Origin of the sequence: Saccharopolyspora erythraea NRRL 2338 (assembly GCF_000062885.1) — a bacterium.
Lineage (GTDB): Bacteria > Actinomycetota > Actinomycetes > Mycobacteriales > Pseudonocardiaceae > Saccharopolyspora_D > Saccharopolyspora_D erythraea.
Map to the genome: position 1 here is coordinate 6,200,714 of NC_009142.1, position 22,311 is coordinate 6,223,024.

4 protein-coding genes are annotated in these 22,311 nt (G+C 67.3%); 2 read left to right on the top strand and 2 right to left on the bottom strand.

What is annotated here, in order from left to right:
- Positions 1 to 109 precede the first annotated feature (109 nt).
- Positions 110 to 2,941: a helix-turn-helix transcriptional regulator gene (locus SACE_RS26470; protein ID WP_009950002.1), complete on the top strand. Its 2,832-nt coding sequence runs from the start codon at positions 110 to 112 to the stop codon at positions 2,939 to 2,941.
- Between the two features lie 431 nt (positions 2,942 to 3,372).
- Positions 3,373 to 3,966 (top strand): sigma-70 family RNA polymerase sigma factor, encoded by a 594-nt coding sequence (locus SACE_RS26475; RefSeq protein ID WP_009950000.1) that lies wholly within the window; start codon positions 3,373 to 3,375, stop codon positions 3,964 to 3,966.
- A gap of 67 nt (positions 3,967 to 4,033) precedes the next feature.
- On the opposite strand, the gene SACE_RS26480 is transcribed toward SACE_RS26475, so the two are convergent.
- The gene (locus SACE_RS26480) at positions 4,034 to 4,699 is read right to left on the bottom strand and encodes a type VII secretion system-associated protein (RefSeq protein WP_009949998.1); all 666 of its coding nucleotides are present in this window, start codon (positions 4,697 to 4,699) and stop codon (positions 4,034 to 4,036) included.
- Positions 4,700 to 4,749: 50 nt separating this feature from the next.
- Complete coding sequence (locus SACE_RS26485) at positions 4,750 to 22,263, bottom strand: helix-turn-helix domain-containing protein (RefSeq protein ID WP_269453551.1); 17,514 nt, start codon at positions 22,261 to 22,263, stop codon at positions 4,750 to 4,752.
- Positions 22,264 to 22,311: the final 48 nt, after the last annotated feature.

The following is a 22,311-nucleotide window of genomic DNA, read 5'->3' on the forward strand; positions in this document are numbered from 1 at the left end:
GCCGAGGAGCCGGTTGCGCAGCTCGGCGGAGCGAAGCGATCGCCAATACGGGTGGGCTCTCGCCCCGCATGCACCGGTTATGCCGGCATGTCAGAGCGAGGAGCGGGTCGTGGAGGTCTTCGTTGGCGGCACTGTCCTGGTCGGCCGGGACGACGAGGTGCGGCGGCTGAAGGACGCCGTCCGGCAGGTCGCCCACCACCACGGCGGAGCCGTGTGGATCGACGGCGAGCCGGGCATCGGGAAGTCGTCGCTGCTGGACGCGGGGCTGTCCGAGGCCGAGCGACTCGGCTGTCAGGTGTTCCGGGCCTGCGCCGATGAGCTCGCGCGGCGCTGGCCTCTTCGCGCCGTGCTGGAGTGCCTTCGCGTCACCTCGGACTCGCCTGACCCGAAGCGCCGGGCCATCCGTGAACTGCTGTCCGCGCCGCACGCCGATCCGGTCGCGAGCGCCACCGAACGTCTGCTGACCCTGGTCCACGGCATCTGCACGACCGCACCGGCGATTGTGGTGCTCGATGACATCCAGTGGGCCGACGAAGCCAGCCTCCTGGTCTGGCACCAACTGGCGCGGATGACCCGAGACCTGCCGCTGCTGCTGGTCGCCGCCGGTAGTCCGGCCCCGCGCCGGGCGGAGATCGCGAAGCTCCGCCACGGCAAGGCCGCCGAGCATGCCTCGGTCATCGCGCTGAAGCCGCTCGACGCGCCCGCTACGGCCGAATTCGCCGCGGACCTGCTCGACGCCGATGCCACTGGACCGAGCCTGCGGCTGGCTCTGGAAGCCGCGGCGGGAAACCCCGCGTACATCCGCGAGATGGTCGACGTGTTCAGCAGCGGCGGCCACCTCACCCGGTCACCGGACACCGCTGAACTGACCTCCGAGCCGTCGATGCTGCCTGAGTCGTTGGCGGCGGCGGTATCCGAGCGACTGCGCTTTCTCAGCAGCGACGCGCTGGAGTCGCTGCGAGTGGGAGCGCTGCTCGGGCCGGCGTTCTCGGCAGGCGACCTGAGCGCGGTGTCCGGGCGTCCCGCGCTGGAACTGCTCGCGATCGTCGAAGAAGCCGTGACCTGCGGCTTCCTGCTCGAATCCGGCACCCGGCTGGAGTTCAGGCACAGCTTGGTCCGGCGCGCGCTGCTCGACGGTATCCCGGCCGCGCTGCGGCCTGCGCTGCACTACCAGGCCGCCCGAGCCCTGGCGACCTCCGGCGCCCGCATCGAGCACGTCGCCGAACAACTGCTGGCCGCGCTTCCCGGCTCGGACGTCCTCGACGACGACTGGGTCACCGACTGGCTCGTCCACAACGGACGCCCGCTCGCACAGCGCACCCCCGAAGTCGCGGTCGACCTCCTCACCTCCGCCGCCGAGGCGGTGAATTCCGCCAACCCGCGCCGGGACGCGCTGCGCCTGGCGCTGGTCGGCGTCCTGCTCATGCTCGGACGTCTGGAGGACGCCCAGGAGCTGGCCGAGCGGATACTGGCCGACACGCGGGATCCGGCCACCACCGCCGAGGCGAACTGGTACCTCGCGCGGTCGTTGAGCGGGCGCCGCATGGACGAGCAGGCACGGACCGTGGTCGAAAGGGCCATCGCAGCGCCGGATGTGGACAGCCGCTGGGCAGCCCGCCTGCGCGGATTGCTCGCCGCCACTTCGCTTTCCCTCGGACAGGTCGATGCCGCCGAGACCGAGGCGTCCGAAGCGCTCGCCGCCGCGCGGCGAGTCGGCGACCGCATCGCGCTCGGCGTGGCTATGCACGCGACCGGACTTCTGTCGGCCCGGCGCGGCGATCCGGCCGGCGCCGCCGCCGACTTCGATCTGGCGCTGACCGAGCTCGGCAGCGACCCCGACATGCGGCTGCGCGTCTCGGCGGACCGCATAATGGCGCTTTCCGCGGCGGGAAAACCCGTCGACGCCGAAATGACTTTGCGGGAGGTGCTGGCCGGCACCGAGCGCAGCCCCGCGTCCCCGGGCCTCGCGGCGGTTCGCATCGCGGCCGCCACCCACTACTACTACAGCGGACGGTGGAACGACGCGGTAGCCGAACTGGAGGCCGCGATGGGTCTTTACGACCGGCTCGGCACGCTGCAGCAGTCGCGGCTGCGCGGACTGGCCGCCGTCATCGCGGCACACCGCTACCGCCGCGGCACGCCCGAAGCACAGCCCGTCGATGCTTCCGAGAAGGTTGACGGCACCCGTTTCACGGTGCTGGCGAGCGCGATGCGGTCCGAGAGGGACGGACGGCCCGGCGATGCCGTCATGACACTGAGCGCGGCGTCGGCATCCGCCGAGCACATGGGAAACCGCTACACCTGGCTGCCGCGACTGGTCCGGCTCGCGCTGGAGACCGGCGACGGCAGCACAGCGGCGAAGGCCACCGAGATGTGCGAAGCCGACGCCGCCGCGGGGACGGCACCCGGCATGACCGCGGCGGCCCAGCACTGCCGGGGGTTGCTGGAGGCCGACCCGGTGAAGGTCGAAGGAGCCTACCGGGGACTCGATCTGCCTCCCGTGCACGCCCAGGCGCTTGAGGACGCCGCGGTTCTGTTCGCCCGGCGCCGTGATCTCGGCGCCGCCCGGGCGGCATACGTCGAAGCGACCCGGATCTACGCCGAGCTGGGCGCCTCGTGGGACCTGCTGCGCGCCGACGCCCGGCTGCGCCCCCACGGCATGCGCCGCCTGCGTGGGCGACGCGCCAACGCGGCGACCGGATGGGAAGCCCTTACCCCGGCTGAACTCCAGGTGGCGTGGCTGGTCTCCGACGGGCACTCCAACGCCGACATCGCCGCCCGGCTGTTCTCGTCCAAACGCACCGTCGAGGCGCACGTCTCGCGCATCCTGGCCAAGCTCGGGGTGCGCTCCAGGGTCGAGATCGCCATCGAAGCCACCCGGCACGAGCGTCCCGGCGAACCCGGCGAGCCCGTGCCCCAGCAGGACCGCTCCTGCGGCTGATCCGGGAACACGTCGAACAGCGACTCGACCTCGGGCGTTCCGAGCGCCGTGCCGGTACCTCATCGCGCGCTTGGCGGGTCGCGCACCGGCCCGCGGCCCGGCCGTGCCCGGCTCGCGTGAGACGGCACCAACGGCAAGGGAAGCGCCAGGCATCAGCGAACGGTGATGAGAGGACGACATCGCCGTCGCGTCCGAGCGGCTCGCATGCCGGCTCCGCGAGTACTGGGGGTCACGTCAATATCACGGCCCGCACCGCCGCCAGGGTTCACGTTGCCCTTATTTCCCTACTTCGCGGTGTACGTGGTTTCACCGATTCCCCCTCTCAGTACAAGAGGAAACCTGGTCATCACACACCGCAAGCGATCGAGCAGGGGACATCGGGAGTGCTTCGGTCACGCGGGCAGCACGAGGGATCGGACCAGGGGGTCATCATGGTGAGTGCGGTCGCCCCGCACCAGGTGGACACCGACGAGACGGAACGTCACACGAGCGCGGGCACGCCAGGCAGCCCCGCCATCGACCCGCAAGCGTTGGTCAACCAGCTTTACCGCGACTATTCCGCCGCGCTGCGGGCTTACGTCGGCCGGATGATGTCCGATCCGCACCACGCCGAGGACATCGTCCAGGAGACGATGCTGCGCGCCTGGCGGCACGCCGACGCGCTGAACCGTCCCGACCTCGGCTCGCCGTGGGGCTGGTTGACGAAGGTGGCCCGCAACATCGCCATCGACAAGATCCGCGCGCGCCGTGCCCGGCCGACCGAGGTCGAGGAGTCCGCCGGCGTCCCCATCGGCATCCTGCGCGATCACTCCGACGAGGTGGTCACCTCGATGTCGCTGGCAAACGCCCTGCACACGCTCATTCCCGAGCACCGCAGTGTGCTCTACGAGGTGTACTTCGCCGACCGCACCGCCGCCAGCGCCGCCGACGCCCTTGGCATTCCGGTGGGAACGGTCAAATCGCGCCTGCACCACGCACTGCGCAAGCTGAAGTCGTCGATCGAGCCGAGCCAACTCGCCGCCTGAGCGGGCGGCGCGGCTTGGTGAGGGCGAAAGCCGGTCGGCCCCGGCTTTCGCCCTCACCGCACACGTCCTACGACGCGCCGCCATCCGCCGAGCGTGATGTGCCCTCCTCGTCCGCGTCGGTTTCCCACCGCACGACGTCGATGCCGTCCACGGCCTGGAACCGCTGGTACAGCTCCGCGACCTCGTCCTCCTCCATGGCAAGGGTCCGGCGGAGGAAATCGCCGGTCAGGCGGACCGCGGCCGGCCCGCCCGGGTTGAACAGCACGTCGTAATCGTCACCCAGGAGCTCCGCGAGCATGCCGAGATCGGCCCGGTCCCAGGCCGGCGAGTCGATCCTGGCGCGGTGCGGGGCGCTGCTGGCCACCACGACGCACGCGACATCGTCGGGCGAGTTCACGATCAGCGGACGCCCGTCGCCGTTCATCGCGACGTCGAAGAGGGAGTCCCGCAGCAGCAGTTGGACGTGCGTCGTGTCGACACCGCCTTCCACCGCCAGCCGCAGCACCGCATCGAACGGATCCGACGGCGAGTTCTCGTCCGAGGGCCGATAACCCGGGTTGGCCCGGAACGGCCCGGCAGCCCCCTCCTCGTCCACCGGCCACCCACCGACCACGACCTCAGGCGGTGGCGAGTCGTCCTCCGACTCCGGCTGCCACGACGGGTCGATGAGCAGGAACCAGTTGGTCTCGGACGGCGCCTCATCGCCGGCGTCTTCGGGAATGTCGTTCGCCACGAGTGATCCTCTCCTACCGCCAACAGCAGACCGGCCGGCGGCCGCTGGGCTCACCCAACCTCAGTGTCCGCATCGGAATGCTCTGGCATGTTACGCAGGTACTCGATCTGTTCCTTGGCCCACCGGACGGGCACACCGAACCTCTCGAAGAACTCCACGGCATCACACGGCTCGCCGCTGGCGATCGCTTCCCTCATGGCTTCCCGCGCGGCGGCCTCGATCTGAGCCTGTGCCCAGACCTCGTCCCTGCCGTATTTCTTGGCCAACTCTTCGGCCGTGTAAGGACGGCCGCGAGCGGCCGCCTCCCGCACATCAGCCTGGGCGGCGAGCGAGACCTGCGTTCTTACCCAGGCCAACTCGGTCGGCGTCCCGTCCGGCGTCGAGTACATATCGAGGACCTCATCGTCGGTATACGGCTCACCACGGTCGGCCGCCTCGCGGACATTAGCGCGGGCGGCGCGCGCAAGCACCTGCTGTGCCTGACTCTCCGGCAGATTGAAGTGGTGCTGCAGCCAAAAAGCTGAAACGGCCCCGGTGCTTTCCAGCAAACGGGCATATTCGTATGCGGCCACCTCGATCCGGCGTTGCGCCCACAGCACGCCGCTCGCACCCTTCATGCCATACCGCCGGCTCAGCGTCGCGGCCGTGTAGGGTGCGCCGCGCTTCGCGGCGCGGTACGCGTCTCCGGTTGCGGCATTGTCGATCTGCTCCTGTGCCTGTTCAACGGTGATGCCGTGCAGCTCGGCGAGTTCAACAGCAGTGCGGGGACTTCCGCTGGCTGCCGTGCTGGACGCATCTTCCCAGGCACGGGCGTACCTACCCCGCACGAGCGCATGCGCGCCGCGCAGACGGCTGGCAGCCCAACGGCGGCTCATGCCGTACCGCTCCGCCAAAGCCTCAACCGAGTAAGGTTCGCCGCGGTCCGCCGCGTCGAGCACATCGGCGTGTGCGGCGGCGGCGATCTGTTCGAAGGCCCAACGGCGGCTCTTGCCGTACCGCTTCGCCAAAGCCTCGACCGGATAAGGCTCGCCGCGGTCCACGGAGGCCCGCACCTCGGCGCGCGCGTCCGACTCCTGACGATTCGGTGGGGAACCGACTGGCACCCGGTCATGGTTTGGCAGTGCATAGCGGTACCCAGCGAGGTGCCAGTGATGACGTGGGCCGTACTTTCGGATCAGCTCGGCCCGACGGTGCGGCGAACCATGCTCCGCCGCCTCCCGCACGTCCGCTCTCACCGCCGCCGACGTGGAATCCCGCACCAATGTGATGTGAACGTTGTATCGCGTGACCCACTCCTGGTAGGAGCCGCCCCAGTCATCGGAGGTCAAGAGGGTACCTTGATCCGCGGCCTCACGGATGGCGGCAGCCAGGGCGGCTTTGATCTGGTCGTTAGCCCACTTGTGGCTCCTCTTCCAGCGTTTCGCCAGATCTTCCTTGGTGTATGGCCGGCCGGCGTCAGCCGCTTCCCGGACATCAGCACGTGCCGCGTCGGCGATTCGATCCTCAAGCCACTGGGGGTCCTTACCGAATTTCGGGGCGTTTACCGCGGCGTCGATATAGTGGTCCTCCGGGCACTTGTCCGCAACGCGGCGGAGGTCTTCTCGTGCGTCTATCGCGATCTGCTCCTCGGCATCCTCAGGACTGATCGCGAAACGCTCGACGAGCGAGTCGACCGCCCGCGGTCGTCTTTGCCTAGCGGCCTGCCGGACATCGGCCCGTACGACGGCGAAAATCTGCTCGAACGCCCATGAAAGGTCTTTGCCGTACTTCGCGGCGAGCTCCACGGCGCTGATCGGCTCGCCCCTGTCCGCGGCCTGCCGGACATCGGCACGCGCCTTGATCTGGTCGAACAGCTCCGGACCAGGCGGCGGGTCACCGATCTTGTGCAGCACCACGGTGAAGCCGTAAGCGTGCTTGCGCGCGTGTGCGAGCAACCTGGTTCTGACCCGCTCAGCCTCTTGCAACGTGGGGGCCCCGTCTTCGAGGCTGTCGCGGTAGTTGATCACGACCGCCGCGAGATCCGTCCAGCGCAGCGACCCGTGGATCTGCGCCTCGATGTACTCACCGTGGTACGTGCCGGGAATGTAGTCGGGATTGTATCCCTCGTTGCGGACCCACTCGGCGAACTCCTCGGATTCATGGCGGAAGTCGGTGGCCTGCGCGAAAGCCAGCCGCACGACGTCAGGGGAAGCCTCGGCCAGCAACCCCAGCTTGTTATTCGCCCCCGTCACACCGTTGATGCCCGCGGCCCCCGAAGCCGCGATGCTGTCGGCTGGGGTGTAGGTGGCACGGTTCGCCACCTCCGGCTCCCAGTACATCACGAAAGCCCCGTACCGATCGCCGGCACTGCCGTCGGTCTGGTAGGCCGACACCAACGCCGCGTACTTGGGCAGCTGGGCCCGCTGATCGCGATCTGGTCGGAACATGCGCTCGGCCCGGTCCCACTGCAGCGTCGCGGCATACCCCAGTCTCTCCTCGTGAGCACCGCGCCGCAAAAGGAAAAAGTCGCGTTCAGACTTGATGATCTCCCAAAGGCTCCGGAATTCCTGGCGCGGATCGTCGCATATCTTGTCAAGCGGGATGGGAGCGTCGTCCGGTATCGGCCTCGCCTGCATGAAAGGAAGAACACCTCGCGGCGTGATGAAGTTGTAGTTGGTCGCCAGCAGCATGTTCTCGTTCATGTGCCGCCGCACGTCCTCCAGCAACACCCTGGCCTCCGCGCGGTCGTTCAACGGATAGGCCTTCGCCCACTCCATCCCCTCGCCACCCCGGTGCAGCCTGGCCAGCAACCGCTCCTCATCACGCCGCTGCTGCGCCCGGCCCTTGCGCTCCACCACCACCAGCGCCGCGACCTGCGCCTCACTCAACTCCCGCCACGACACCCCGGGCCGCCCCGCCAACCCGTCGAACACAACCCGCTGCTCCTCGCTGGCGCCAACCAACTCCGCATCCGGACGCTCGCCCGTCTCACCGAACGCCTTCAACCAGCGCACGACCTCCAAATCACGCGCGCCGGGCACCATCCACTGATACGGCCGGTCGACCAACCTCCTCTTGGCCACCTCACTGACCAGCACCTCCCGCTCATCAGCAACATGAACAAGCTGCTCATCCAGATGCTCGACCTCCCAGCCCGGCGCGCTCAGCACCGTCCCCTGCTCAACCAACTCCCGCCGACGCGCCCGCAGGTGATCGATCAGCTGCAACCGCGCGCCGATGGCATCCGCCAGTTGACCCGCGTCCGCCGCGGCAAGGAAGGCATCCAACATCCCGCTCAAGCGCGCGCGTTGTTCGTCGATCTCCGCCCTGATCCGGTCGACGTCCGCCCCATCGGCCTGCCCGAGCTCCGAGCGCAGCTCCCCGATCCGCTCCCATACACCCAGATTCTCCGCGAGCGGATCCGGCTTCGGCTTCGCACGGGAAATACGCTTCGGGTAATCCAACGCATGCGGCACCAACCCCATCCGCTGAGCTTCCGGAACACTCAGCGATTCGATTGACCGAGCCTGCCGGGAACCGTGCGAAGGGCCGGCTTCCGTGCCGCGCTGCCCCTGCTGGGGCGAAGCAACCATCTCTATGTCGTCGACCGTGCCGGACTGCGGTGCGGCACGGCTGGCTGAAGAGGCCATCTCCATGTCGCTGACAGCGTCGGATTCGCCGAGAGACAACCGCCGCCCGTGGCCGTCGAAGATCGCACGCGCGGCCGGGGTGCTGCGACGGCCGCGGTCGAACTCCGTCAGCCAGGACCGCAAGCCACCCGAGGTAGAAGCCGGCCGCTCACCGTGGTAGACGAACTTTCCCTCCCGCAGATCAAGCCTGCCGCGGGTATCCACCACCATCGGGCTGCCGAAGACCGACCACAACCCGCCCGCATGGCCACGCTTGTCGAACTCCTTCGCAAGTTCAGACGCAAACCCCGCATCCCGCACCGGATTCGATCGGGCATCGCAGGACAGCAACACGATCGGCCGCTGCTGCACCGCGGCCTCCTGGAACACCTTCATGCTCCACGCCATCCGCGCGAACGCCGCAGCACCAACCGCGCCGCCGCCCACACGGCCGCTGACCCCGTCACCGTGCACGTACAAATACAAAGGCGGACGCTGACGTGGCCACGGAACCCGCCGACGCCGAGTCACCGCCACCGGCCCCACACGTGTCTTCGCCCGATACGTGCGATGCCCACCGGCCGGCATCCGCCGCGCCAAATTCGCAACCGCCGCCTCATCACCTTCCCGGCTCAGGAAACCGACCAGCGCCACCTCACCATCCGCATCACGGACCACCCGCACATCAGCCTCATTCACCGACGGCGAAGCCACTTCCGCCGTCGGCACCGCGGCCCCCTCAAGACGCTGGCCCTCGGAATCAGAATCGGCACCAAAGCAGTTACGCAGCCAACGACTGAACCGACGCCTGTGCCGACCCCGAACACCCTCACCAACGGCCGTGGACGCCGACTCAGGACCCGCTTCCAGCTCACCATCGGAGGCCCGCTGAGCACCGGACGGCGACTGAGCATCGGACGCCGGCGGAGCTATCCGCTCATACGACGCCCGGACGGCTTCCGGCGAGGCGAACATCGCGGCCAGCTCGGCGAACTTCTCCCGATACCGACCCGAATACTCGAAATGCCGCTCATCCGCCGTCCTGGTCAGCTTACCATCACGGAAGCCGAGGTACCGGTCGAATGTGGGCAGGCCGTTCAGCGGCTCCGATCCTTCTCGTTTCCGGTACGTGCTGTCGCTGGTGTAAGAGGAAAAGTCCGCCTGATAGTACTGGTGGAACTCGTTGAACAACCGCTGAATATCACGCGTCGAACTCTCCGCAAGCTCCGGCACCGAACCAAAGCTCGCACCCGAATCACCCGACACCCGCAACGCCATCCTCGCGATGTACTCAAACACATCATCCGCGGAATGGCGACCCATCAAATAGAACCCGAACGGATCCGAATCAATCAAATCAACAGCAATGGCCAACTGCCGATCATCGGCGAAAATCCCGCCATACCGCCTCACCATGTCCACCGCCAGCACATGCTCCGCGGCAGCATCATGCCGACCAGCCCCCGCCTCGCGCGCAATCCGCGCCATCTCGTCGCCGTACTCGGCAGCCGCCTCCTCGCCCCGCCGACCAAAATCCGCGAACTCGTCCCGATACTGCTCAAACCGAGATCTTTGTTGCCGCTTCGCGTTGTCCTTCTCGATATCGTGGAACAGAATCGCCTTCACGACCGTATCAACGGGAACAAGACGATCCTCAGCCGCCTCCGCACGCGCCAGCTTCAAATACTGACCCAGCACCATCTGCGCATGCTCGTAATAAGTATACCGCTCATTCCAGACCGTGATCTCGTCGTACTTGTGCGACAACTCCGGAAACTTGGCGACAAGATAGTCGATGATCTCATGCGGCGATGCTCCCTCATCACGCCACATCTCGGTGATCCGCGCACCCACCCGCCGCTGATGAGCCTCCCGTTCCGGCCGCTGCTCACGCAACGCGGCGAAATCGTTCTCCGCCCCCTTACCGGTGATGTTCAGATCCTTGAGCATCCTGCCGTGATCCTCGGCAAGAACCTCGGCGATCGCGGCCTGATCCGCCCACGGCCGCACCGTGGACTCCATGAACTCATCCACCACACACGACCCACCGCGGCCGTGATCAACACACCGCCCCAGCATCCCCGCACCGAGATGCCGCGCGACGAACTCCTCCAGAGCCACCTTGCGCTCCTCGAACGGGACGGACTCGTCCGGCGGCAACGTCGAGGGGGCGCCGCCCGGCTGCGACACCACCTCCTGCCAGGTCGCGTAGTGCCGCCGCAGACCCCGACCGACCCGCCGCACTCGCCACGTCGACCCACGATCAAGCTCGTCCATCGTCGGCCACGGACGCCACTCCGGCAGCAACTCCGTACGCGGCACCCCCAAGCGCTCCCGCAGCCCATCGATGTGTTCGACCGCGCCTGCCCACTCGCCGCGCAGCAACTCTTCCTTGCCCAAGCCCGAGGTGTAGGTGACCAAGGAATTCGGGGCCACCGAAGCGGCGAGCTCGCCCACCAAAGACTGCGGCACCGCGAACAAGTTCGGACCGAACTCCGGCCACACATTCGCCACCCGGCCGTTCGCCTGATTCGGATAAGCCTCGGGCGCCACCGCACCGCCGCTCAACTCCCGCACCACATCCACCGGCACCAGATACGACCGGATTACCGGAGGAACCGCCGAGCGCCACGGCTGCGACTCCGCCAACTCCGCTTCCGCGGCCGCCAACACCTGCAGCGCCGACAACGGCCGACCCACGAACACCGACAACGGACGGCCCAGCCGGGCGTTCAGTATCAGGATCTTCCCCGTGCTCGGGTCCTGCTGCACATCGCCGACATCAGCCGCCGGCGGTTTGCCCGACGCCACGTCACCATCTGGAAGCTGCGGCATGGACACGACGGTGTAAAGCCGGACATGCGGCGTGCCATCGACGATCTCGATCTCAAAATCCCCGCGGTTCACCACCGGTGGAAGCGGGCCTTCCTGCGGCGAACGGTCAGACAGCACATCCGGACGGTTCGGACCCGGATATGACACCCCGGGCACACCCACGACGAACCCCTGATCCCCGTCGGCGCGCACCACCATGGGCGCACCAGATGGCTCCGGCGAACTTACCGACTCCGACGGACTTGCCCCCCGCGGATCGTAATCCGGGTTAGGGGTGAACTCGCCCAGCTTACCGTCGCGAACCATTCTCCAACCGCGGACGAACTCCCACAGAATACCGCCGGGAAACACTACCTCCTGCTGGTACGGAAGTAACGTCCAGCGACCCAGCGTCGCCACCAAGTCGATTCCGCCCAACGCGTCGATCTCATATACATACTCGGATTCATAATGCACGCCACCCATGCGAAACTCGGCGGCAAGGCTCTCGCTTCGACTTACGGAGACCAAACCGCTTTCACCGGGAACCTGCTGGTAGCCCCACAGCGACACGGCCAAATCGCTGCTCCGCGGCGCGAACCCCCTCGCCTCCTTGATCTCCGCAGGGGTCCGACTATCCTTCCGGAAGAGCAACTCGCGGTCAACGCGCCACAGCAACCCCTCCGCCTGAATGGAATCCTGCAACCGCCGTAGAGCGTTGGGGTCAACCTCCACCACTGCCGCATCGAAGGCATACCGCGGACGAACCGTCGATACCAGCCTCCCCGGAATATCCGACGCGGCCAACAAAACGTTGAAACGAATGTCAGAGTGGATCACCCTCGGCAACGCATTCGCAGCGTCGCGATCAGAATGTAGGAAGCCGAAGCCATCGAGGTTTCGGCTTACGAAGCTTTGTATCCGTCCGGCCCACCTCACCAGCGATTCGAACTCCTGGGCGGGCACGGAGCCGTCTCGCTCCGCGCGCGCGCTGAGGTCGTGTACGGCAGTTACGAATCGCCGGACATCGCGCTCCAGGCTCCTCGCCATCCTGCGCACCCCGCTGGCGGCCCCCAAGTCGCCAAGCCCGTCGCCCAGCATGTCCGCAAGGGGCAGGAGCACCTCCAGCGCGTACGTGCCGAACGAATCGCGCAGGTTCGCGACGTGCTCCGGTGTGTATGGCGGCTCCGCTGCCAGCTCGAACCGCGGCTCCGACTCGTGCGGCTCGGCCAGTTCGCCGGTCATACCGAGCCTGTACTCAGCCTTCAAGGCCGCAATTCGAGCAAGCAGCCGGCCGCGCCACCAGCCCATGCGCCGGGCCTTCTCCAGCCAGGCGTACAACTCTTCCCCGTGCTCGATCCAGTCCCGCCATGTCTGCGGATCACCGGGCCGGTCCCGGCCATCAGCTCCCTTCCAGACACCCTCCGCCATCGGCGCTCGCGCATCGACATAGGCATCGATCTCGTCGATATCCCGCGTGTCGGGAGTGAACCAGCCGTCGGAAGCGCTGTCGTAGTCGAGCGATCCGTCCGAGTCGTCGGCATCGTCCGACAGCAGAGCCTCCACCACCTCAAGAGGCGGGTCGAACCGGTCGCGCAGCACGTTGAAGGCTTCCCGTGCCTGCGTCGCGAGATCAGCTGCCTGCGGCCACGGATGGGCCAGCAGCCAGTAGCCGGCGATCGAGGCCACCACGTCCGGCACGTGCTCGTCGTCGGAGACGACCAGCTCACGCGCGCCCTCTTCCCGCCAGTATTGCGCGGTGTCGGCCTCGACGGTCGCGAGTGCGTGCAGTGCCGAGCGGATGTCGGCCCGCAGATGCGGCGCATATCCAGCAAGGCGCGCGACCCAGTCGGACGCATCCCGTTCCAACGCGGACTGCGCCAGAACCGCGCCGAGATCCGCATGCCCCTGTCCGCGCCATGTTTCGAGCACCTCGGAGTCGTTCTCGGCAAGCAGGTTCACCGCCGACGCCAACGCCTGGTTCGAGCGATCTTGCATGCGGTGCCCGACGGTGACCGCGAGGTCGTCCAGCAGTTGGCTCCTCGCTTCGCTGAGCTCCGGCAAGAAGGTTTCGCCGCCGAGCTGCTCTCGACCCCGCGCGATCCACCGGTCCCGGACGCTCCGGAAGAGCTTGTCCAGTCCCTCCTTTGCCTCGTCGACCCTGGCTCTGCAATCGTCTCTGAAGTATTCCAGTACCAGCGCGCCATCGGGATCGTTCGTCGCACGTGTGAGCACCTCCTGGTACTCCTGACGCAGTCCCTCCGCGAACTTTTTGATGTCGTCGCCCGGTTGCCACAACCTGAGCAGGTTCCGAGGTGACCCCGATGCCTCGAACGCCACCAGCGCCGCCAGTTCGTCGCGCAGCTTACTGGCCTCGTACTCCAGCCCGCCGGAAAGTTCCGGCTCGGGCAGCGGCAGCCCAAGCTCCTCACGGGCCTTGTCAAGCCACCGTGGTACCAGCGAGTGCAGCTCGGCGTAGGCCTCGTCGATCGACTCACGCCAACGCGGAACCCGGCTGAACGCGCGTACGACGGACTCTGGGGCCGGCTCTTCCGGCAACAGCTGCCCGAGCACCTTGCCCGCGACGGCACGCAGCCCGGTGTGGAACTCCGAGCCCCAGTCCGCTCGGAAGGCATCGGCACGCTCGGGGCCGGACTCCTCGAATCCGTCCCCGTGCCGACGCATTAGTTCCCCGTGCGCCAATACCAGGTCCTCCGCCACCTCAGCGGCCGCGGCCTCCAGGCCACTCAGGTCGCCGAACACCGAATGTCCGAGCTTCGTTGCGTACTCGACCTCGCTCAACGACCGGGCGCCCGCATCAGCCCACAGCTCGTCGAAGAACCGTGCGTACTGCTCGCGGAAGGCGTTGATCTCAGTCAGCCAGCTGGGTGCGGCCGGCGGTTCGGCATCCGCACCGGGTGCGGATGCCGAACCGTCGGCCGCCGACTCCAGTCCTGCCTCATCAGCCAGGCGCTCGACGATCTCTCGAGCGATGTAGTCCGGTGGATTCGTCCTGGTCCGTGGCATGTGGGAATCTCTGGCCAGCGACTCGGCGAGATCACGTGCGGCGGACTCCGGCATTCCCGACGCCATGCGCACTGCGAGAAGGTTGACCAGGTCATCGAGCAGTGCACGCTCCGCCGGACCGTACGGCGCTCCGGGCAGCCCGAAACGAGATGCCAGCAGCAGCCTCCCGCCATCGTCGCGGTACTGGCCGAAGTCCACATCCACCAGGGCGAGCCCGAGGGACGCGGACACGAACGCGTCCTCGGTGCTCGCCTCGTAGGCGTCAATCATGGCGTGCACGCCTCGCGCAGCACTCCCGTCCTGCGCCACCTCATCGATCCGGTCCAGCTCAGCGCGGATGCGCACCGCCTTCGGCTGCACCAGCGCCGGATCTCTCAGCACCTCGAGGTTCCAGGCGAGGATTTCCGTCACCCGACGCTGCAGGCCGATTCTGCGTCGCGCCAGCTCACCGCTCAGTCGCGGCCCCGACGACGGAAAAGCCAGCAGGGTCCTGGCTTGCTCACGAAGCCACTCCGCCCCGCGACGCATACTTCGCCTGACTGCGCGCAACGCCTCCTGCCGCGCTGCTGCCCACACCGGCGAACGAGACCGGTAGTACTGCACCGACGGATCCGACACCACACTCGGCCAGTCGAGCGTGACCCGCATCTCCGCCAGAACGTGCCCGTTCCACCCGCTGAACCGCTTCGCCGCCTCGTCGGTCCCCCGGTAGCGGACAGCCCAGTCGTACAGCCAGGCGGCATGCGCCGCGTGTGCGTCCGCGCTGAGCCGAGACGGCTGCGGCTCACCCAGGAACGCCGACGCGAGCCGGTAGGCAATGGTGCGCTGACCCTCCGTCAGCGTGCCCAGCGTCGTGCGCGCGACCTCGACGGTCTCATGCCACCGGGCGTGCAGGACCCGATCCAAGGCCACGGGAGCAGGGACGTCGACCACCCAGCGCAGTTCCTCGAAGTCCTCGCGCATGTCCCGCGCCAGAGCGCGGAGTTCGTCAGGAGGCGTCTCCCACTCAGCGCCCACGTTGCGGTGCGCCACCAAGTCGACCAGGTCATCCAGCAGGTTCCGCTCCGCGTCGCTGCGCGCCAGGTCGGCGAAGTCTGCGCCGAACAACTCACGGGCCTGGTCGCGGCGCTTCGCCATTTCCCGGCCGGCCGTACCGAGCGACTCCAGCCAGGTGGTGGCCCGTTGCAACGGTGCCGCGTAAAACGAGAGAAAGCGCTCGACCTCGGACTCCTGCTGGAAGGCGTCCTCGCTGAGCAGTCGCCGATACGTGTCGCGGAGCTTCGAAGCGAACTCCGGCGCCTGCGCGGCGCCAGGCGTCATCCCGTCTTCGTAGCTCCGATAAGCGACCATTTCCTCCATCGCCGCGGCGACTCGTGCCGCTCGCGCACCTGCTTCACCAACGAGTTCCGAGCCGGGAAGGTTGAGCGTCGCCCGGGCCGCGTCCCGAACCTGCTCGGCTCCGGCCGCGATGGCTGCCCCCAGGTTCACCGAACCGTGCAGTTCACGCGCCCAAACCGAGAGGTGGCGGAAGGCGGCGACCGCCTCGTCCGGTGCCGCACGGCGCTCTGCCGACTCCGGCTCCGGTCGCTCCAGCTCGTTCCACATGGCCGTGAACTCGTGAACCGCCCGAGGAGTCCCGGCATGCTTTACCAACCAGCGGCCGATCGCCTCACGATGCTCCTGGAACACCGCGGCCGCGGACTCCTCACGACCTCCGAAGGCAGCCGTGACCAGCGGCCCGGCGGCTTCGTAAGCCGCGCGTTCAGCATCGTCCCGCGCACTCGTTCCGGAAGGGGCGGAACTACTGTCGTCCTGATCGGTGTGCTCGTACTCCTCGATGTGCTCGACGCCGGCGACCGACGAAGAATCAGATTCCGAACCAGGCTCAGAAGCCGTCACCGAACCCGCATACTCATCAACACCCTGCCGGTTGTCGCCGGTGTCCACAGCGGACCGCGGACCAGCGCCATCCTCCCCCGTGCCGGCCAACTGCTCGAGTCGAGCCAGCATGGCCTGCCGATTCTCCTCCCGGACAGCATCGGCCGGTCCCTCGAGTCCGTCCGACGCCATACCCTCCGCCGCCTGCACCGGCGACCGTGAAACCCCGTCGCCGTCCGGCTCCGGTCCCGCCCCGCCACGCACACCACCAGGCACATAAGGCCTGAACTGCTCCCGCAAGGCCTCCGCACCAGCCTGGTCACCCGGGCTCAGCATGAAGTGATGCGCCATCAAAACCCGCAACGGCTCATACGCCCGCCACGGCCCCAAAAATTCATCCGCGGCCGCGAACCACCGCGCCACACTTCCCTCATCCCACTGCAACAAGCTCTCGCGGGCCACCTCAACATGCCCCAGCAGCACCTCCCAACCCAACCGACGCACTTCCTCCTCGGAAAACCCAAACGCACTACTCCGCACCCGCTCCGCCAACCCCCGCACCACACCCAACTGGGCCTCCACATAAGGAACCGGCCATCCCCGCACAACAAGCTCCGCCACATCCGCCCGAAACTCGTCCAATTGCACCCTCAAACCAGGCAACACTTCCGGCGCCGCATGCAGCCACCGCAACAAAGAATCCAACTCACGCAACAACTCAGCCTCCGGCCCACCATCCCCGGCATGTCCTTCACCCGCACCGGGAACAGCAGCCCCATCACCGCCGCTCGCAACCGCCTCACGGCAAAGCGCCTCAACCTCCGCACGCACCTCACTAGAAACATCGTAAACATTCAGCAACGCACCGAGCTTCTCCACACTTGGAACATCGCGACCAGTCTCAAAATCGGAGATACGCGTCCGACTCACCCCCGACACAGCTGCTGCGCCACGCTGAGACAACTTGGCCCGTTCACGCAGCAACTTGAGCCTCGCCCCCAATACACCACGTCGCTGAGCCAACTCCTGCTCGCCAGGAACCGAAACAGCCGCATCCCGGAGAGCCTCAACCTCCGCACTCTCCTCAATCGAAACCCTGTAAACATTCAGCAGCGCACCGAGCCGCTCCACACTCGGAACAGCCCGACCAGACTCAAATGCGGAAATACTCGCCTGGTTGATCCCGTCAATCCTCATCTGAGTCGCCGCGGCACGCTGGCTCAACCCAGCGGCTTCACGAAGCATCGTGAGCTTCGACCCCAACTGACTGGGGCTCTGCCCACCAGGAATCGGAACAGTCGCGTCACGGAGAGCTTCGATTTCCGTTCGTTCCGCGACCGGCACGTCGTAAGCGTCCAGCAGCGCACCGAGCCGCTGCTCACTCGGAACCCTCTCGCCAAGCTCGTAGTGGGAAATCTCCCTGTGGTCGACCCCCGACAGGGTTGCCGCGTCACGTTGGCTCAGCCCAGCCGCGTCACGAAGCGTCTTGAGCCTCGCCCCCAACGAAATACGTTCCGTTGCCGACCCCAGCTCAATGCCGTCGTCCGTGGGGGCAGCCAACCGCTCGAGTCGAGCCAGCATGGCCTGCCGATTCTCCTCCCGGACAGCATCGGCCGGTCCCTCGAGTCCGTCCGACGCCATACCCTCCGCCGCCTGCACCGGCGACCGTGAAACCCCGTCGCCGTCCGGCTCCGGTCCCGCCCCGCCACGCACACCACCAGGCACATAAGGCCTGAACTGCTCCCGCAAGGCCTCCGCACCAGCCTGGTCACCCGGGCTCAGCATGAAGTGATGCGCCATCAAAACCCGCAACGGCTCATACGCCCGCCACGGCCCCAAAAATTCATCCGCGGCCGCGAACCACCGCGCCACACTTCCCTCGTCCCACTGCAACAAGCTCTCGCGGGCCACCTCAACATGCCCCAGCAGCACCTCCCAACCCAACCGACGCACTTCCTCCTCGGAAAACCCAAACGCACTACTCCGCACCCGCTCCGCCAACCCCCGCACCACACCCAACTGGGCCTCCACATAAGGAACCGGCCATCCCCGCACAACAAGCTCCGCCACATCCGCCCGAAACTCGTCCAATTGCACCCTCAAACCAGGCAACACTTCCGGCGCCGCATGCAGCCACCGCAACAAAGAATCCAACTCACGCAACAACTCAGCCTCCGGCCCACCATCCCCGGCATGTCCTTCACCCGCACCGGGAACAGCAGCCCCATCACCGCCGCTCGCAACCGCCTCACGCCAAAGCGCCTCAACCTCCGCACGCACCTCACTAGAAACATCGTAAACATTCAGCAACGCACCGAGCTGCTCCACACTCGGAACAGCGCGCCCAGTCTCCCCAGCGGAGATACGCGTCCGACTCACCCCCGACACAGCTGCTGCGCCACACTGAGACAACTTGGCCCGTTCACGCAGCAACTTGAGCCTCGCCCCCAATACACCACTGAGCCGAGTCGGATCGACCGCGTCACGGAGAGCTTCGAGCTCCTCTCGTTCCTCCTCCGGGACCCTATAAACTTCCAGTAGCGCGCGCAGCTGCTCCTTTTCCGGAATGCCTCCATTCTCAATCCGACTAATAGCATTACCGCCCTGCTTGACCCTCAGACTCGCCGCTCTCGCCGCTCCGGCTTTAGTCAACCGAGCGGCTTCACGAAACTCCTTGAGCTTGTTCCCCAACTCAGCGCGTTTCCGATCCGACTCAGGAGCACTCCGCGTCGAGTCGACCGCGTCATGGAGAGCTTGGAGCCGCGCTCGTTCCTCCCTCGAGACCCCATAAGCATTCAGCATGATAAGGAGTTCACGCCTATTCGGAGGATAGCGCCCGGATTCTATAAGAGATACCGTCGACTGGGCTCCCCGATCCTCCCCACCCTCCTTCAACCAAGTCGCGATATCCCTTTGCGCCAACTTCTTCGCCTTGCGGAGACGTTTCAACGCCGCTCCGAGCACAACGCGTTGCTGCGCCAAGGTCTGTTCCCCGGTCGCAGTGTGGGATGTGTCGGTGTCGGCCCAGTGGGCCCAGTCGGTGTCGGCGCCGTTGTAGACCTCCGCCGCGTGGGCGTCACCGGTCGTCGACATACGCCCCACCGCGGCCGCGGTGATGGCGGTGGCCTCAGCGTTGGCGATGAGCTCGTCAAGCCGTGCCATGTCACCGGCAGCGACCGCGGCGACCACCTCACCGAGACTCACCGGAACATAGGAACCCAGGTCATACGGTTCCGGCTTGCCGGGCACGAACAACACATAACCGCCGTTGGGAGGCAACACCGGACGCCCACTGCCATCCACCATCGCAGCGCTGGCCATCCCCTCCGGATACCGGCCCCCACGCTTGGCCTGCCACACCCAACCCCGCACACCCAGCACCGGCAACCCACTCCTGACGGCCGCCCGCCCCGCATCCGATTCCCAGCCACCAACCGCCGAATCACACGCGACCAACCGCAACGGCCGCCGGTCCCCACCACGCCTCGCCGCCAGCGCGGCATCCAGCGCCTCCCCGGACAGCAGCCGCCCCTCGATCCACCTCCCCCGCGCCGAGCCCGCGGCGAACACCGTCAACGCCGACTCATCCTTCGGGAACCGGCCCTCATCAAGCGTCACCGAGCGCCCGTGCCCCCGGGCCGTGACCGGCTTCCTCGATGCGCCGGCCCCCCGACGGTCCGCAGTGGACTCCCGGTCGGCCGGACGAGCGAGATCCCCGGGCTTGCCGGCGGCCATCGTCGTGGTTGTGTGACCGGTCGAGCCGTCCGCGGTCGCCGTCACCGTCTCCGGGCCCGTCGGCGTAGGTGTGGGGGTCTTGGCGGTCTCCGGGGCTGCCGTCGAGGCGTGCGTCAGCGAGCCCAGATCCGTGCGTGTGGCGGTCGGTGAGGTGTCCGGCTTGGACGGGCGCACCGCCAAGCCGTCGGCCGCGTTGGCCGGGAACCGCATCCACCGAGGCCCTCGACGCCCCGGCGTCAGCACCACCACGTCGTTGTTCAGCTCGCGCGCCAGCGTCTTGGCCTGCTCCGGCGACATCACCACACCGCCACCAGAGGCCGCCTGCGACGCCACCACCACCGGCCCACCGGCCGAGGGCACGCCCGTGCCGAGCTGGGCCCGCACCTGCTCCGCCGACACACCCTCCGTGCCCGCACCGGTGGTGGGCTCCGGCACCCGCACGACCCGCGCCCCCTCGGTCCCCCCCGACGGCAACCCCGCCAATGACGGCGCAGCACCCGACCCCACCGCGGTCGCGCCACCAACGGGAACCGCACCCGGCACCGACGTTTGTGCCCCAGAGCCATCGCCGGCACCCACGGCCGAGTCCACACCAGACCCATCTTGTCCGCTGTGGACCGTTCCGGGCTCGGTCTCGCTATAAGCGGGCGGCGGCACACTCACATCCGGGGCAGAGAAAGCCCCGGTGTCAAACTCGGTATAGGGCGGCGGCGGGGTCTGCGACCGCACCCCCTCCACATCCCCAGCCCACACCTCACCAGCATTGGTCGCGGGATCCACCACCCCGCCGGTGCGCGAACCCGCAGAAGACACAACCGGGCCACCATCCACCGACGCTGCCGGCACCGCCCCGACACCGGCCACCGCACCCGAACCCGACACACCAGGGCCGTGGCCGTGCTCCCCACCAGCAGCACCCCCAGCCGCCGGACCAGTGCCAGAAGACACCGAGCCCTGCGAAACCGAGCCCTGCGACACCGGAACGGCACCCGTCACACCACCAACCGGCGAAACACCCGGACCACCGCTCGACTCGACCGGGCCCGTCCCGGGACCCGGCTGCGCGGCCGCGGACACCCCGCCACCGACCGCCGGAGCCGCACCCTTCGACGGACCCCCTGAAGTCTCCGACCCCCCAGCCAAGCCCCCAGCCGAAGCCCCGGCCACCGCGCCCGCGGTCGACGAGCCACCCGGACCGGACACACCACCACCGGCCGAGACCGACTCCCCCACACCCGCACCCGCACCCGCCCCCAGGCCGGGGCCGGTCGACCAGCCCGCACCCCCGCCCAACGGACCCGACACCTCCACCCCCGAACCCGAACCAGAACCCTCGTCCGACCACACCGACTCCGCATCCGAATCACCACCCGACCCATACCCCGAGTCATACCCGGAATCATCACCCGCATCATCATCGAGATCGGAAGGCTTTCCCACCAACGGCGCCAAATCCGAATCCGAACCCGAACCAGCACCCGACGCCACATACGGACTCCCCCCACCCGGCAGCAACGACCCCGCCAACCCCAACCCCCCCATCTCACCCACCCACTCACCCACACGATCAAAGGACCCCGCCGTCCCCGAAAACACATTAAACTCCCCCGTATACGCCCACTCCCCAAACATCTCCGTCAACCCCTCACCAATCGCCTCCCCCAACCCCGACCCCACCCGCGCAGCCCACATCCCCCCCAACGACATCCCCCCATAATCCTTCACACTCTGCCCCACCGCGTCAGCAAAACGCGCCATCGCCGAGATCGGATACTTCTCCGCATGCTCGGCCACCGCGTGCCTGGCCGCCGCCACCAAAACCTCCTCATCCACCGCACCACCCAACCCCCGCACCAACACCCCCGACACCGCATTCCCCACCACATTCCCCAACGCCGCCATCGGCAACGCAAACAACCCACTCACCGCCCCCACACCCACCGCATCCACCGTCGCCTTCTCATCCCACTCATCCGGCTTCCGCGTCCCCATCGCGATCTGCGTCCCCTGCACCGCCGGATCCAGCACCAACTGCACCCCCACCCCCGCCACCTCCGCCATCGCCAACCGCACAAACAACTGACCCCACCACGACCGCAACAAAAACCGCATCACCGCAAACCGAAACGCCAACCACGCCCCCACCCCAGCACCAAACGACAACGCCGCCATCGCAACCGCCCACGCCATCTCCGCCAACAACAAATTCAACCCATACAACGTCATCAACTTCAAATACTGCACCTGCAACGCCCACTCCCGCACCTTCTCCCCCACCCCCGACAACACCGCCCCACCCCGCTCCAAAAACAACTCAAACCCCACCCACTGCTCCTCAAACCGATCCGCCGCCTTCCCCGAAAACTCCGACAGCACCCGCCCCACCAACTCCCGCAACACCACACCCACCTCCGCCACATCCACCGCCTTCACCTCCAACTGCTCCCCCACCCAAAACAACCAACCCTCATCCGCATCCGTCGGATCATCACCCAACACCACCAACAAAAGCTTCCTCTGCTCCTCCGTAAACCTAATCGAAACAACCAC